This is a genomic window from Phenylobacterium sp., from assembly GCF_036495085.1.
GTDB lineage: Bacteria > Pseudomonadota > Alphaproteobacteria > Caulobacterales > Caulobacteraceae > Phenylobacterium.
Map to the genome: position 1 here is coordinate 1 of NZ_DASXNL010000173.1, position 13,414 is coordinate 13,414.

A 13,414-nucleotide genomic window follows, 5' to 3' on the forward strand; every position below is an offset into this window, starting at 1 on the left:
CTCGTCGGCATCCTGCAGGGGGCCCGCGAAGAGGAACGCACCGGCGTCAAGACCGCGCCCACCAATGTCGACCAGAAGGCGCGGCCGGCGTCAGACGGCGAAGGCGGCGAGGGCTAGCCGAGTCCCCAATCCGAGATTCGCACGCGCTCGTGGCGGGCGCAGCGGTAGGGTAAGGGTGCTCGTAAGGCTATGTTTTTGTTGTTCTTTGGCGACCTTGAGGTTCGTTTGAGCGCCGCCCCCCGCCTGCGGCTAGTTCAGCGCCTCAGTCGCGAACCCTCGAATAGACAAAGCAGTCGCTGGGCTCGTCGGGCGAGCTATAGCCCGCCTTGCGAAGTACGCCCTCGCTGGCGTAGCCGCAGTTCTCCGCGAGCCGCGCCGAGGCGTAGTTCCAGGTTTCGATGATGAGTTGCAGGCGGTGGCACCACGGGTGCTCAGCGAAGAGCAGGTCGGAGAACAGCCTCAGCGCCTCGGAGGCGTAGCCTTTCCCGCGGTCCTCTTCGTCGTGGAGGACGTAGCCGATCTCCAGCCCGTGGATACCCGGACCGGCGTAGTAGAACTGCAGCGTGCCGATCAGCCGCCCGGTGTCCTCGGCGGCGATGCTCTCGATTGCGCTTGCGCCCGAGTCCTTCGTCCAGAACCCGGTCTTGTCATAGACTTGCCGCGCCCGCACCGGGTCGGTCAGCGGCTCGGTGATCGAAAGCGTGTATTTGTGCGCGACAGCCGTCTTCAGGTCCCGCACGCCGATCGTGCGCAGGCGAATTTTCTGCCCCTCGGCTAGGATCATTTGCGCATCAACCGCCGGCAGATTTCGTCGAGTTGTTCGAGCGTCGCATAGGAGACCTTCACCTCACCAGAGCCGCCACGGTCGGTGATATCTACGCTCAAGCCAAGAGCTTCCTCGATCGTGACCTCCAGCGATGCGGTGTCGGCGTCCTTGGCCGCTCGTCGGGGCCCCGAGGCTTTCTTCGGCGCGGCGATCTTGGCCTTGTTGGCCAGCGCTTCAGCGTCGCGGACAGAAAGTCCTTTTTGGACAATGGTATCCGCCAAAGCTTCGGGGTAGTCGGCGCTCAGGATCGCGCGTGCGTGGCCGGCGGTAAGGCGCCCGAACAACACGTGATCCTGGACGCTCTGGGGCAGCTGCAGCAGTCGAAGCGTGTTGGCCACATGGCTGCGGGATTTACCGACGGCGGCGGCGGCCTTGTCCTGGGTGTAGGCCATCCGGCGCATCAGCGAAGCGTAGGCCTGGGCCTCCTCCATGGCGTTCAGGTCCTCGCGCTGGACGTTCTCGACCACGGCGATCTCGAAGGCCTTGTCGTCGTCCAGCGCCCGCACCAGCGCGGGGATGGCGGTCAGACCGGCCTGCTGGGCCGCGCGCCAGCGCCGCTCTCCGGCGACAATCTCGTACTCGCCGGGTTTCTTCGGCGAGGGCCGCACCAGGATCGGCTGCAGGATCCCCTGATCGCGGATCGACGCTTCCAGTTCGGCGAGCTCCTCGGCGGGGAAATGCCGCCTTGGCTGGTCTGGACTGCGGTGCACGAGTTCGATCGGGATCGCTCGCACACCCTCGGCGGGCTCCACGGCATGGGCGATATCTTCGGCCTCGCCCAGCAGGGCCGATAGACCACGCCCCAATCCTCTGCGCCCCTCTGCCATCTGACTCTCCTACGCCGCCACCTTGCGGCGCGCACGCTCGCGCAGCACCACCTCGCGGGCGAGCCGCAGGTACGCCTGACTCCCCGCACACTTCAGATCGTAGACCAGCGCCGGCTTGCCGAACGACGGCGCCTCTGACACCCGAACGTTTCTGGGGATCACCGTCTGGTAGACCGTTTCGCCGAAATGGCTGCGCACGTCGTCGCCGACTTGCGCCGAGAGCCCGTTACGGCGGTCGAACATGGTCAGCACGATCCCCTGGATCTCCAGTTTGGGATTGAGGCTGGCGCGGACCATATCGATCGTCCGCATCAGCTGGCTGAGGCCTTCGAGCGCGAAGAATTCGCATTGCAGGGGAACCAGCACCGCGTCCGCGGCGGCCATGGCGTTGACGGTGAGCAGGTTCAGCGAGGGAGGGCAGTCGATCAGGACATAGCTATAGGTCCCGGCCTGGCGGACCGCATCGAGCGCGTCCTTCAGCTTGTATGAACGTCGGCTTTGCTGGGCGAGCTCCATCTCGACCCCGGAGAGGTCCGGATCGGAGGGGACGACATCCAGCCCCGGCACCGAGGACTTCACGACGGCTTCGACCAGGTCGCGTTCGCCCATGAGTACGTCATAAAGCGTGTGCTTGCGCAGCGCCCGACCGATGCCGAGTCCCGTAGACGCGTTCCCCTGTGGGTCGGAATCGATCAGCAGCACCTTCTCGCCCACCGCCGCCAGCGCCGTGCCGAGATTTATGGCGGTGGTGGTCTTGCCCACCCCACCCTTCTGGTTGGCGACCACCAGGACGCGGAGCGCGCGGTCAGACTTTACGGGCACGGCCAAGCCTCTTCACGCGCACGATACGCCCCCTGGGGTCACTCTTGGACGGCACGACGTCGGCCTCATAGTCCCAATATCTAGCAGCTTCCTTCATTTCTGACACAACATCTTGTCCCTTCAGGAAGAGACCCGTCGCGCCAGATTGGAGGTATGGCCGGGCATACCGGAGCAGGCGGTAAAGCGGCGCACAAGCCCGCGCGGTAACAATCTCCACAGTTAGATCGAGGTTTTCCGCACGCTCGTTGTGGACTGTGGCCGGAAGGCCGAGCTCCGCGACGACCTCGCTGAGGAATTTGCAGCGCTTGGTCATGCTCTCGACAAGCTCGACGTGGAACCCGAGCACGCCTTTTCCGAGGATCCCCAGCACGATGCCCGGTAGCCCTGCCCCGGCTCCAAGGTCGGCCCAGGCCCGGGCCTCGGGCTGAAGCTTGATGAGTTGGGCGCTGTCCCAGGCATGGCGCGACCAGAAGGCCGGCAGGCTCGCGGGGCCGACCAGATTCATCACCTCGTTGCGCTCGCAGAGCATGAGGCGGAACCGCTCCAGGTCGGCGAGCTGCGCCGGCGTTGCGCCGCTGACGGCGGCGAATCCGGCGGCGTCCATGTGGGGGGCCGCCTCAGGCGGCGCGTCGACGGACATGGGCCAGCAGCGCGGTAAGGGCTCCGGGCGTCACGCCCTCGATACGGGCGGCTTGGCCGAGCGTCAGCGGCCTTACGGCGGTCAGCTTTTCCCGCGCCTCGTTGGAAAGTCCGCCCACGGCGGCATAGTCCAGCCCCGCCGGCAGAGTCAGATTCTCGTCACGGCGGAAGGCGGCGACATCGGCGGCCTGGCGATCAAGGTATCCCGCGTATGAAGCGTCGATCTCGATCTGCTCGCGCACCTGTGGCGACCACGCCGCGATCTGCGGCCATACCCGGGCGAGATCCTCAAATCCGATGGTCGGGTAGGCGAGGAACTCTGTCAGGTTCCGCCGCTGACCGTCGGCCTTGACCGGCAATCCGGCGTTCTTTGCCTGCGAGGGTGTGAGCGTCAGGGTGGCGGCCAACGCGCGGGCCGCCGCCAGGGCGGTGGCTTTCTCTTCGAACACCTTTGCGCGCGCCGAGCCAATCACGCCTAGCGCCTCACCTTTCGCCGTCAGCCGCTGATCGGCGTTGTCCGCACGCAGGATCAGGCGGAACTCGGCCCGGCTGGTGAACATCCGGTAGGGCTCGGTCACCCCGCGGGTGACCAGATCATCGATAAGGACGCCGATGTAGGCCTCATCGCGCGCAAAGCCCGCCGGATTTGCGCCGGACGCGGCGCGCGCCGCATTGAGCCCCGCCACCAGGCCCTGGGCGCCGGCTTCCTCGTAGCCGGTTGTGCCGTTGATCTGGCCGGCCAGATAGAGGCCCGGCAAGCGCTTGGCTTCGAGGGTCGCGTAGAGTTCGCGCGGGTCGACGTAGTCGTATTCGATGGCGTAGCCGTAGCGCTTCACGCGCACGGCCTCGAGGCCTGGCATGGTGCGCAGGAATAGGTCCTGGGTTTCCTCCGAAACGGAGGTCGAGACCCCGTTCGGATAGACGGTGTCGTCATCCAGGCCCTCCGGCTCCAGGAAGACCTGGTGGCTGGTCTTCTCGGCGAACCGGACGACCTTGTCCTCGATGGAGGGGCAATAGCGCGGACCGATACCGGTTGCGCGGCCCCCATAGACCGCGGATTCGCCGAGCCGTTCGGCGATGATCCGGTGCGTCTCGGCGGTCGTGTAGGTGATGCCGCATTCGATCTGCGGCGTGGTGATGGCGTCGGTCAGGAAGGAGAAGGGCACGGGCTCAGCATCGGCCGCCTGCATCTCCAGGCGGTCCCAAGCGATCGTCGCGCCATCCAGCCGCGCGGGCGTACCGGTCTTGAGCCGTCCCATGCGCAGGCCGCAGGCATAGAGCCGGTCAGAGAGGCCGATGGCGGGCGCGTCACCGACCCGGCCCGCCGCAATGCGCTGCTCTCCCCGATGGATTACCCCCTTCAGGAAAGTCCCGGTGGTCAGCACGACGCGACCGGCGCGGTAGGCCTCCCCTCCGGCGCCGAGCACGCCCGCGACAACGTCCCCCTCGACGATCAGGTCCTCCACGGCTTCGGCCTTGATGGTGAGATTCGGGGTCGCCGCCAGCTCGGCCTGCATCGCCTCGCGGTAGAGCCGGCGGTCGATCTGCGAACGTGGACCGCGCACGGCTGCCCCCTTTGAGCGGTTCAGCAGGCGGAACTGAATGCCGGCCCTGTCGGCCAGTCGGCCCATCAGACCATCAAGTGCGTCGATCTCCCGGACCAGGTGACCCTTGCCCAGGCCCCCGATCGCCGGATTGCAGCTCATTTCGCCGATGGTTTCGAGTTTGTGGGTCAGGAGCAGGGTGCGCGCGCCGAACCGCGCCGCCGCCGCAGCCGCTTCACAGCCTGCGTGGCCTCCCCCGATGATGATCACGTCCCAGGTCATGAGCGGCGTCATATAGTCGAACGGCCGCAGTGTTTCACGTGAAACATCCGCACGCTCCCTGCGGTCATTTGCCGATGCAGAAGGTCGCAAATATCCGACCCAGGACATGCTCGGGATCGATCCGGCCGGTAATGCGGTCGAGGGCGCGGGCGGCGAGGCGGACGTCCTCGGCTGCAAGCTCTAGCGCCACCCCCTCGCCCATCGCCTGGCGGACGCGATCGCCCGCTTCCATCAGGAGTTCGCGATGGCGCAGACGAGTGGCCGCCGGCGGCTCGGCGCCGGCCAGGGCCTCGACCACCCGCTCCGACAGCGTCTGCCTCAGCCAGGCCACGTCGCTGGGCCCATGGGCCGTGACCTCGGCTGAAGGCATGCCCATCCGTCGCGCGACCTCCGCCGCCCAGGCTCCTGCGGGGCCGATCGGAAGATCGCGCTTGGTGATCAGGCATATGTCGCCGGCGCCCACCTCATCGGGAAGGCCCGGCAGTTCCGAGATCGAGCCGTCCACAAGCCATAGCCGCAAGTCCGCCCCTTCGGCCCACGAGCGCGCCCGCCGCACGCCCTCAGCCTCGATCTCTTCGTCGGTGTCGCGCAGCCCGGCGGTGTCGGCCAGCAGGACTTTGTAGCCGGCGAGGACCAGCGGCGCCTCGATCACGTCGCGGGTCGTGCCGGGCGTGGCCGTGACTATGGCGGCGTCACGATCCACCAGCGCGTTCAGGAGGGTGCTCTTGCCGGAGTTCGGCGCGCCCACAAGCGCGACGCGATACCCTTCGCGCACGCGCTCGCCCCGGTCCGCGTCAGCGACCGCCATCTCCAGTTCGTCCAGCAGGACCTGCAGGACCGGCTTTGCGCGCGCGGCGATGTCCGCCGGAAGCTCTTCATCCGGGAAGTCGACGGCCGCCTCGAAGTAGGCCAGCGCCTCGGTCAATCCTTCGCGCCAGAGCGACTGCACCCGTGAAAGACGGCCGCCGAGCTGCGCGAGGGCCTGGGTCCGCTGCGCCTCGGTCTCCGCTTCGACCAGATCCGCGATCCCCTCGGCCTGGGCGAGATCCAGCTTGCCGTGTTCGAAGGCCCGACGGGTGAACTCGCCGGGCTCGGCCAGCCGCAAGCCGAGCGCTGACAGCGCCTCAACAAGCGCAGCCACGACCGCGGGTCCGCCGTGGACGTGGAATTCGGCGCTGTCCTCCCCGGTGTAGCTGGCCGGCGCAGGGAGCCACAGGACGAGAGCCTGATCGATCGCCCTGCCCTCAGCATCCCTCAGCTGTCTAAGACTTGCTCGCCGGGCGGCCGGCAAGCGCCCTGTCATGATGCGCAAGACCTCGGCCGACCGGGGACCCGAAAGTCGAATGACCGCCACCGCCGCCCGGCCCGCCGCCGTGGCCGGCGCGAAGATGGTGTCGGTCATGTCTTCGGTGTGGCCGCGCCCATGCCCGCTTCCATCAGTTTGCGAAACTGCTCCTGAGCGCCAGCCCCGAAGGTCATCCAGTTCTTCACCAGCTCATCAGGTGAGATCATCGCCATGTTCGCGTCGACCCGCTTCCTCATCTCGTCCACCAGGTGGTCGTTGAGCGTCGTCACGTCCGGCAGGCCGAGGAAGCGGCGCGCCTCCTCTGGTGAGCAGTCTACCTCGATCGTCATCTTCATGGCCGAATTCCTCGTTCGGATTCCATATGGCCGTGGAGTGGCCCTGCGCGCTAGTAGCGCAGAAGAGAATGCTATCCGACAACAGGAGGCGGTCATGGGAGAGCGCACGACAATCACCACCACAGACGGGTCTTTCGGGGCCTATGTCGCCCGGCCCGCGCGGTCGCCGGCCCCCGCGGTCGTGGTGATCCAGGAGATCTTCGGGGTGAACCAGGTCATGCGCGACCTCACCGACGGGCTCTCCGGGCAGGGCTACCTGGCCATCTGCCCTGACCTCTTCTGGCGCATCGAGCCGGGCATCGACATCACCGACAAGACCGAAGCCGAATGGAAGCGCGCGTTCGAGTTGTTCAACGCCTTCGATGTCGAGACCGGCGTCTTGGACATCAACGCCACGCTCGACCATGTCCGCAACGACCCCGGCTGCACCGGCAAGGTTGGCGCGGTGGGCTTCTGCCTTGGCGGCTTGTTGGCCTTCCTGACCGCCACCCGGACGGATGCCGATGCCTCCGTCTCCTACTACGGCGTCGGACTCGAAAACCGCGTCGCAGAAGCCGAGAAGCTCACCCATCCCCTGCTCATGCACATCGCCGAGGAAGACCAGTTCGTGCCGAAGGCCGCCCAGGCTGTGATCCTGCAGGCGCTGAAGGATCACCCGCAGGTCGAGATCCACACCTACCCCGGCTGCGATCACGCCTTCGCCCGGCTCGGCGGTGAGCACTACAACGACGCGGCGGCCAAACTGGCCGGCGGCCGCACACTCTCCTTCTTCAAGAAAGAGCTCAGCTGATGCGCGCGATCCGATTTGAGAAGACCGGCGGCCCTGAGGTCCTCGAACTCGTTCAGGTCGAGACGCAAAAACCGCAGCCCGGCGAGATCCTGGTTCGTCATCAGGCGGTCGGCATCAACTTCATAGACACCTACCAGCGCTCGGGCCTCTATCCGATGAAGCTGCCGGCGGGCCTGGGCTCCGAAGCGGCCGGGGTCGTGGAGGCGGTGGGCGAGGGCGTCACCCGCTTTAAGGTCGGAGATCTCGCCGCCTATGCCGGGACGCCCGGAGCCTATGCCGACGCCAACACGGTCACCGCCGAGCGAGCGGTCCGGATCCCTGCGGGCGTCGATGTCCGTACGGCCGCTGCAGGTCTTCTCAAGGGCATGACCGTCGAGTTCCTCATCCGCCGCCTGCACAAGGTCGAGCCCGGCGAAATGGTCCTTGTCCATGCCGCGGCGGGCGGCGTCGGGCAGATAATGGTCCAATGGCTGAAGGCCATCGGCGCCGGGGTCATTGGAACTGTCGGATCCGACGAGAAGGCGGCCCGCGTTCGCGCGCTTGGAGCCGACCACGTGATCCTTTACCGCCACCAGGACGTCGCTGCGGAAGTCCGCCGCATCACCGGGGGCAAGGGCGTCCCCGTCGCCTACGACTCCGTCGGCAAGGACACCTTTGAGGGCACCCTCGGCAGTCTGGCCCGGCGCGGCCTCTTCGTAAGCTTCGGTAATGCGTCGGGCCCGCCGCCGCCGTTGGAAGCCCGCCGGCTGATGTTGGCGGGCTCACTCTTCTTCACGCGACCGACGATGGTCGACTACCAGACCACCACCGCTGAGCTCGACGCCAGCGCCGCGGCCCTTTTCGACATGATCGGCGCCGGAAAGATTGAAATCGAGATAGGCCAGACGTTCCCGCTCGCGGAAGCCCGCAAGGCGCACGAGGCCCTGGAGGGTCGCTCCACCATCGGGGCGAGCTTGCTGATCCCCTAGCCCCGGCCCGCCGGGTGAGATGGCCCGGGCGGCCGATTGGCGTCCGCTCGGGATCCCTATCGGATCAGCTCCGCGGCCCGTGTTTCACGTGAAACACAAGTCCGACCGGTATGGCTGGTCGAACCGGCCCTAGGTGTTCATCGACTGGAAGAATTCCTCGTTGTTCTTCGAGGACCGGAGCTTGTCGAGCAGGAACTCGATGGCGTCCTGCGCGCCCATTGGCCCGAGGATCCGGCGCAGGATGTAAGTCTTCGCCAGGTGTTCCTTGGGCGTGATGAGCTCTTCTTTGCGGGTGCCGGACTTGATCACGTCGATCGCCGGATAGACCCGCTTGTCGGCGACCTTTCGGTCAAGCACGATTTCCGAGTTACCCGTGCCCTTGAACTCCTCGAAGATCACCTCGTCCATCCGGCTGCCGGTGTCGATCAGGGCCGTGGCGATGATGGTCAAAGAGCCGCCTTCTTCGATGTTCCGGGCAGCGCCGAAAAAGCGCTTGGGGCGTTGCAGCGCGTTGGCGTCGACACCGCCCGTCAACACCTTGCCGGACGACGGAACGACGGTGTTGTAGGCGCGGCCGAGGCGCGTCACGGAGTCGAGGAGGATCACCACGTCGCGCTTGTGCTCGACCAGGCGTTTCGCCTTTTCGATAACCATTTCAGCAACTTGAACGTGGCGCGTCGCCGGCTCGTCGAAGGTCGAGGAGATGACCTCGCCCTTCACCGTACGCTGCATGTCGGTGACTTCTTCCGGCCGTTCGTCGATCAGCAGAACGATCAGGTAGCACTCGGGGTGGTTGGTCTCGATCGACTTGGCGATGTTCTGCAGCATCACCGTCTTGCCGACCCGCGGCGGCGCTGTGATCAGGCAGCGCTGGCCCTTGCCTAGCGGCGCGACGATGTCGATCACGCGGCCGGAACGGTCCTTCAGCGTCGGGTCATCGATCTCCATCCGCAGGCGCCGGTCAGGATAGAGCGGCGTCAGGTTGTCGAACAGAACCTTGTGGCGAACGTTCTCCGGGTTCTCGAAGTTGGTCAGATCGACCTTCACCAGCGCGAAATAGCGCTCGCCTTCGCGGGGCGCACGGATCGCGCCGTCCACCGAGTCGCCGGTGCGCAGGCCAAACTTCCGGATCTGCGATGGGCTGACGTAGATGTCGTCGGGGCCCGGCAGATAGTTTGCTTCCGGCGAGCGCAGGAAGCCGAAGCCGTCCTGGACCACCTCCAGCGTACCGGAGCCGGAGATCTCCACACCCTCCTCGGCCAAGGTCTTGAGGATCGCAAACATCATGTCTTGCTTGCGCATGGAGTTGGCGTTCTCGACCTCGAAGAGCTCGGCGAAGGCCAGCAGATCGGCGGGCGACTTGTCCTTCAGCTCCTGCAGGCTCATCCGGGTGAGGCCCATCGAGGCGATGGTGTTGGCGATCTCGGATGGCTCTTCCGGCTCGGCGGGGACTTCATCCGCCTGCGCCTCGGCGACAACGGGCTCAGCCGCGTTCAGCTCGGGGGCGACAGCCTCGTCGACGGCGGAGGATTCTTGGTTTTCGTCTTGCATTGGATTTGCTCGTGTTTGCCCTCGGGCCGGACGGACTCCGGGCGTGGGCTTCTAGGTGATGTGGGCGCACGGTTCGCGCCGTATGGGTTCGTCTTCTTTGGGGGCCGGACGGCAGCGCGAGGTCCGCGCGGCGGCCGGAGATAAGGCGGGGCGCGCCCTTGTCGGGGACGCGTAACCGATCCGAACCACAAATATGGGTGGCCGGTCAAGGATTTCACCGCCCGGGACCTATGGGCGACCGAACTCCGTCGTCACCGCAAGGACCATGACTATGGCCGCCAGGAAGGGCAGCTCGTTGGTCATCCGCCAGAATCTGGCCGCCTTGTCGCGGCGGCCGTCCGCAAACGCCCTGCGCGCCCGACCGAGATAGTGATGCCAGCCGGTCATGAAAACGACCCCGACCAACTTTGTGAGCATCCACGGCTCCAGCAGGAACCGCCAGCCGTCGCCGTGACGGTGGGCGTCCACCCAGATGAGAGCCAGGCCGAAGGACCAGGCCAGCACCATGGCCGGGTTCATGATGATCCTGAGCAGCTTGGCTTCCCAGACCTTGAAGTGCTCGTCGAACGGTGTCCCCGGAGGCGCGGTCTCCGTGTGGTAGGCGAACAGCCTGGGCAGATAGAGCAGGCCCGCCATCCAGGCGATCACCGCAAGAATGTGAAGACCCCGCAAGAGGTCGTAGACGCCGTCGTAGCTCATGCCGCCTGCCCCGTCCGAAGAGGGCATTTCGCATGGCCGACCGGGCAGCGCCAAGGGCCGTGCGGCGCCACGCCGCCGGCTCGGCCGGCCGCGTCCAGCACCGCATGCGCCAGGTCCTCCATGAAGGCGCCCTGGATCCCCGGCGTCGCCGCCCGCAGATAGGGTACGCAGCCGACCTTGCCGGCCAGGCTCGCGTACTCATGGTCAAGCTCCACCAAGGTCTCCACATGCTCGGAGACGAAGGCGATTGGCGCCACGATGACACCCTTTCCGTCTGCGCCCGCCCGCCTGATCTCTTCCTCGGTCGAGGGCGCCAGCCACTGTAGCCGCCCGACCCGACTCTGGAAGCAGACCCGCCAGTCCGGGAGCTCGGGTACGGACGCCGCGATTGCTTCGGCGGTAGCCTCCACCTGCGCGCGGTAGGGATCGCCGGCGTCGACGATCTTCTGCGGCAAGCCGTGTGCGGAAAACAACAGCCGCACACCTTCGGGTTTTCCTGCGTCGAGCCAGACCTTGCGGATCGCCGCGGCGTTGGCCCCGACCAGCCCAGGGGAAGTTGGGTAGCAGCAGATCGTCCGTGAACCCCCAGGCCCCCGATAGACACCCATCCAGTCCTTCACGGACGAGCCCGTCGTCGTCGTCGAGTATTGCGGATAGAGCGGCAGGAGCACGACCTTGTCCGGTGCGAAGTCAGCGACCGCTCGGGCTGTTTCCTGGGCGAACGGCTTCCAGTAACGCATCGCGACGAAGCAGCGCGCTTCCGCCTCGGCGTCCTGGCCCTTCAGCGCCGCTTCCAGGGCGCGCGCTTGTGCTTCGGTTTCCGCCAGCAGCGGCGAAGCGCCGCCGATAAGCGCGTAGTTCGCCTGAGCGGTCTTATCCCGGGTCGTGGAGATCATCGCCGCCAGCGGGTAGCGCGCCACAGCGGGCAGCGTAATGATTGCAGGATCACGGAAGAGATTGAAAAGAAAAGGCTTCACAGCCCTCAAATCATCAGGCCCGCCTAGATTGAACAGGACGACGGCGAGCTTGGTCACGCCGGCTTGGTTTCCTGGTCCGTCCCCGACTTCACAGTCTTTCCGGTGACCCGCTCCACGACACGGGCGATATGGTCAAGCGGCGTGTCCGGCATCACCCCATGGCCGAGGTTGAAGATATAGGGACCGCCGCTCCACTGGGCGAGCAAGGCTTCGACCCGAGCATCCAGCCCTGGGCCCCCGGCCCGGAGCAGCAGGTTGTCGAGCGCGCCCTGGATTGTCTTTCCGTTCGCTTGCAGCCGGCGGCCGAGATCGGCGCTGGCCTGGGTGTCAAGCGCCACCCCTTCGACGGGAACTGTCGCGGCATAGTTTTCGACGAGCGCGCCGGCCCCACGTGGGAAGCCGATGAACGGTGCGGTTACCCCGGCTGAGCGCACCTTTTCCACGATCGCACGATGCGGACGCACGACGATCCGTTCGAAGACATCCTCCGCCAGACCTTCGGCCCAGCTCTCAAAGATCTGCAGCGCCTGGGCCCCTGAGTTCGCCTGCATGACCAGGTACCGCGCGGTGGCGTCGACGAGCACCTCCAGGAGCGCGTCGAGCTCGTCGCGATGCTCATAGGCGAATGTCCTGGCTCCAGACCGGTCGGAACTGCGCCCTTCGATCATGTAGGTCGCCACCGTCCACGGACCGCCGGCGAATCCGATCAGGGCGCGGTCCGGTTCCAGTTCCGCCCGCACTCGCGACAGCGTCTCTCCGATCGCCGCCAGCCGGCCTGTCGAGGCTTCGACTTCGCCGGCCATCCGCGCGATCTGCGGCATGGCGCCCAGCCTTGGCCCCTCCCCCACTTCGAACCATACGTCCTGGCCCAGCGCCTGCGGGATCAGCAGGATATCAGCGAAGACGATGGCTGCATCGAGCGGAAACCGGCGCACCGGCTGCAGCGTCGCCTCCGCCGCCATCTCGGGATTATGGCAGAAGGAGATGAAGTCCTTTGCCCTGGTCCGAAGCTCTCGGTACTCGGGCAGCGAGCGGCCGGCTTGTCGCATCAGCCAAATCGGCGGGCGTTCGAGGGTTTCGCCGCCAAGGGCGCGCAACAGCCGGGGGGTCTCGCTCATGGGGACCTTAAATCGCCTCTAGGCCGAACTCTCAAGCCCAAGGCCCAAACAGTCCCTCCGCCCAGCCTTCTTCCTTTTCTGAAGAACTTTAGAAAAAGGATTGCGGAAGAGGCGATAGGGCCTGTCGAGCGGGTGGACAAAGCCGGCGGCGCCCAGCGATCGCAACGGCTTTCCCCAACCCATCCGCCGTCAGCGGCCGTCCCATCCCTACGCTGTGGATTGCGGGGATGACGCTCCAAACCCCTTCAGCCGCCTTAAGGATTCGTTAAGACCTAGGGGCAGGAGGCGGGGCGCCGATCCGACGGACAGCTCGTTGTCGACAACTGCCCCAGAAAGTTATCCGCCGCCCACCGGAGTGTGGGTTAACGGGCGGTTAACGATGCCTTTCATCCCGGTCATACATGGGGAGCAGCGCCGAGGCCCCTCCGCACGCGATCTATCCCCATTGCGGCCATCGTTCGCTAAGACTGCTCCACAGGAATCGTCCCCAGCAATTTTTGCCAAGGCCGCCCGTGACCACGCCACTTCCAAGGCTCGCCACCTATTTCCACGTCCACCTCGTGTCGGACTCCACCGGCGAGACCCTGAACGCCATGGCGCGGGCGGCCTGCGCCAGGTTCAACAATGTGCTGGAGATCGAGCACATCTATTCCCTGGTCCGAGCGGCGCCGCAGGTGGAGCGGGTGTTGGGGGAGATCGCGGCCGCGCCGGGCGTGGTGCTGCACACCAT

The 13,414-nt window shown here is 66.2% G+C and carries 14 protein-coding genes; 3 read left to right on the forward strand and 11 right to left on the reverse strand.

The genetic code is table 11. The features are described 5' to 3' along the window. Positions 1 to 262: 262 nt before the first annotated feature. The 7 genes from VGI62_RS19225 to VGI62_RS19255 form a co-directional block, all read right to left on the reverse strand. Positions 263 to 784, reverse strand: coding sequence for a GNAT family protein (locus VGI62_RS19225; protein ID WP_331506175.1), 522 nt, complete (start codon positions 782 to 784; stop codon positions 263 to 265). Beyond that, positions 781 to 1,653: a ParB/RepB/Spo0J family partition protein gene (locus VGI62_RS19230; RefSeq protein ID WP_331506176.1), complete on the reverse strand. Its 873-nt coding sequence runs from the start codon at positions 1,651 to 1,653 to the stop codon at positions 781 to 783. Before VGI62_RS19230 ends, VGI62_RS19225 begins: the two co-directional genes overlap by 4 nt. Positions 1,654 to 1,662: 9 nt before the next feature. After that, on the reverse strand, positions 1,663 to 2,475 hold the full coding sequence (locus VGI62_RS19235; protein WP_331506177.1) for an AAA family ATPase: 813 nt from the start codon (positions 2,473 to 2,475) through the stop codon (positions 1,663 to 1,665). After that, positions 2,459 to 3,115 carry a 16S rRNA (guanine(527)-N(7))-methyltransferase RsmG gene (rsmG, locus tag VGI62_RS19240; protein WP_414695710.1) on the reverse strand — a complete coding sequence of 219 codons (657 nt, stop codon included), beginning with the start codon at positions 3,113 to 3,115 and terminating at the stop codon, positions 2,459 to 2,461. The genes VGI62_RS19235 and rsmG overlap by 17 nt, the downstream gene beginning before the upstream one ends. Then, entirely contained in the window at positions 3,093 to 4,940 is a 1,848-nt protein-coding gene (gene mnmG / locus VGI62_RS19245) for a tRNA uridine-5-carboxymethylaminomethyl(34) synthesis enzyme MnmG (protein ID WP_331506179.1), read from the reverse strand. The genes rsmG and mnmG overlap by 23 nt, the downstream gene beginning before the upstream one ends. Positions 4,941 to 5,004: 64 nt before the next feature. Next, the gene (gene mnmE / locus VGI62_RS19250) at positions 5,005 to 6,342 is read right to left on the reverse strand and encodes a tRNA uridine-5-carboxymethylaminomethyl(34) synthesis GTPase MnmE (protein ID WP_331506180.1); all 1,338 of its coding nucleotides are present in this window, start codon (positions 6,340 to 6,342) and stop codon (positions 5,005 to 5,007) included. Then, positions 6,339 to 6,581, reverse strand: coding sequence for a DUF6489 family protein (locus VGI62_RS19255; protein WP_331506181.1), 243 nt, complete (start codon positions 6,579 to 6,581; stop codon positions 6,339 to 6,341). Before VGI62_RS19255 ends, mnmE begins: the two co-directional genes overlap by 4 nt. Before the next feature lie 94 nt (positions 6,582 to 6,675). Between VGI62_RS19255 and VGI62_RS19260 the strand changes: the two genes are divergently transcribed. Both VGI62_RS19260 and VGI62_RS19265 read left to right on the forward strand, forming a co-directional pair. Beyond that, positions 6,676 to 7,371, forward strand: coding sequence for a dienelactone hydrolase family protein (locus tag VGI62_RS19260; protein ID WP_331506182.1), 696 nt, complete (start codon positions 6,676 to 6,678; stop codon positions 7,369 to 7,371). Next, positions 7,371 to 8,339, forward strand: coding sequence for a quinone oxidoreductase (locus tag VGI62_RS19265; protein WP_331506183.1), 969 nt, complete (start codon positions 7,371 to 7,373; stop codon positions 8,337 to 8,339). Before VGI62_RS19260 ends, VGI62_RS19265 begins: the two co-directional genes overlap by 1 nt. Positions 8,340 to 8,468: 129 nt before the next feature. On the opposite strand, the gene rho is transcribed toward VGI62_RS19265, so the two are convergent. The 4 genes from rho to hemE form a co-directional block, all read right to left on the reverse strand. Continuing rightward, the gene (rho, locus tag VGI62_RS19270) at positions 8,469 to 9,890 is read right to left on the reverse strand and encodes a transcription termination factor Rho (protein WP_331506184.1); all 1,422 of its coding nucleotides are present in this window, start codon (positions 9,888 to 9,890) and stop codon (positions 8,469 to 8,471) included. Positions 9,891 to 10,118: 228 nt separating this feature from the next. Next, the gene (locus VGI62_RS19275; protein WP_331506185.1) at positions 10,119 to 10,589 is read right to left on the reverse strand and encodes a CopD family protein; all 471 of its coding nucleotides are present in this window, start codon (positions 10,587 to 10,589) and stop codon (positions 10,119 to 10,121) included. Further along, positions 10,586 to 11,623: a ferrochelatase gene (hemH, locus tag VGI62_RS19280; RefSeq protein WP_331506187.1), complete on the reverse strand. Its 1,038-nt coding sequence runs from the start codon at positions 11,621 to 11,623 to the stop codon at positions 10,586 to 10,588. The genes VGI62_RS19275 and hemH overlap by 4 nt, the downstream gene beginning before the upstream one ends. Continuing rightward, positions 11,620 to 12,684 carry a uroporphyrinogen decarboxylase gene (hemE, locus tag VGI62_RS19285; protein ID WP_331506188.1) on the reverse strand — a complete coding sequence of 355 codons (1,065 nt, stop codon included), beginning with the start codon at positions 12,682 to 12,684 and terminating at the stop codon, positions 11,620 to 11,622. Before hemE ends, hemH begins: the two co-directional genes overlap by 4 nt. Positions 12,685 to 13,196: 512 nt before the next feature. On the opposite strand from hemE, the gene VGI62_RS19290 reads away from it, so the two are divergent. Further along, a partial coding sequence (locus VGI62_RS19290; protein WP_331506189.1) for a kinase/pyrophosphorylase occupies positions 13,197 to 13,414 on the forward strand: 218 nt, incomplete at its 3' end.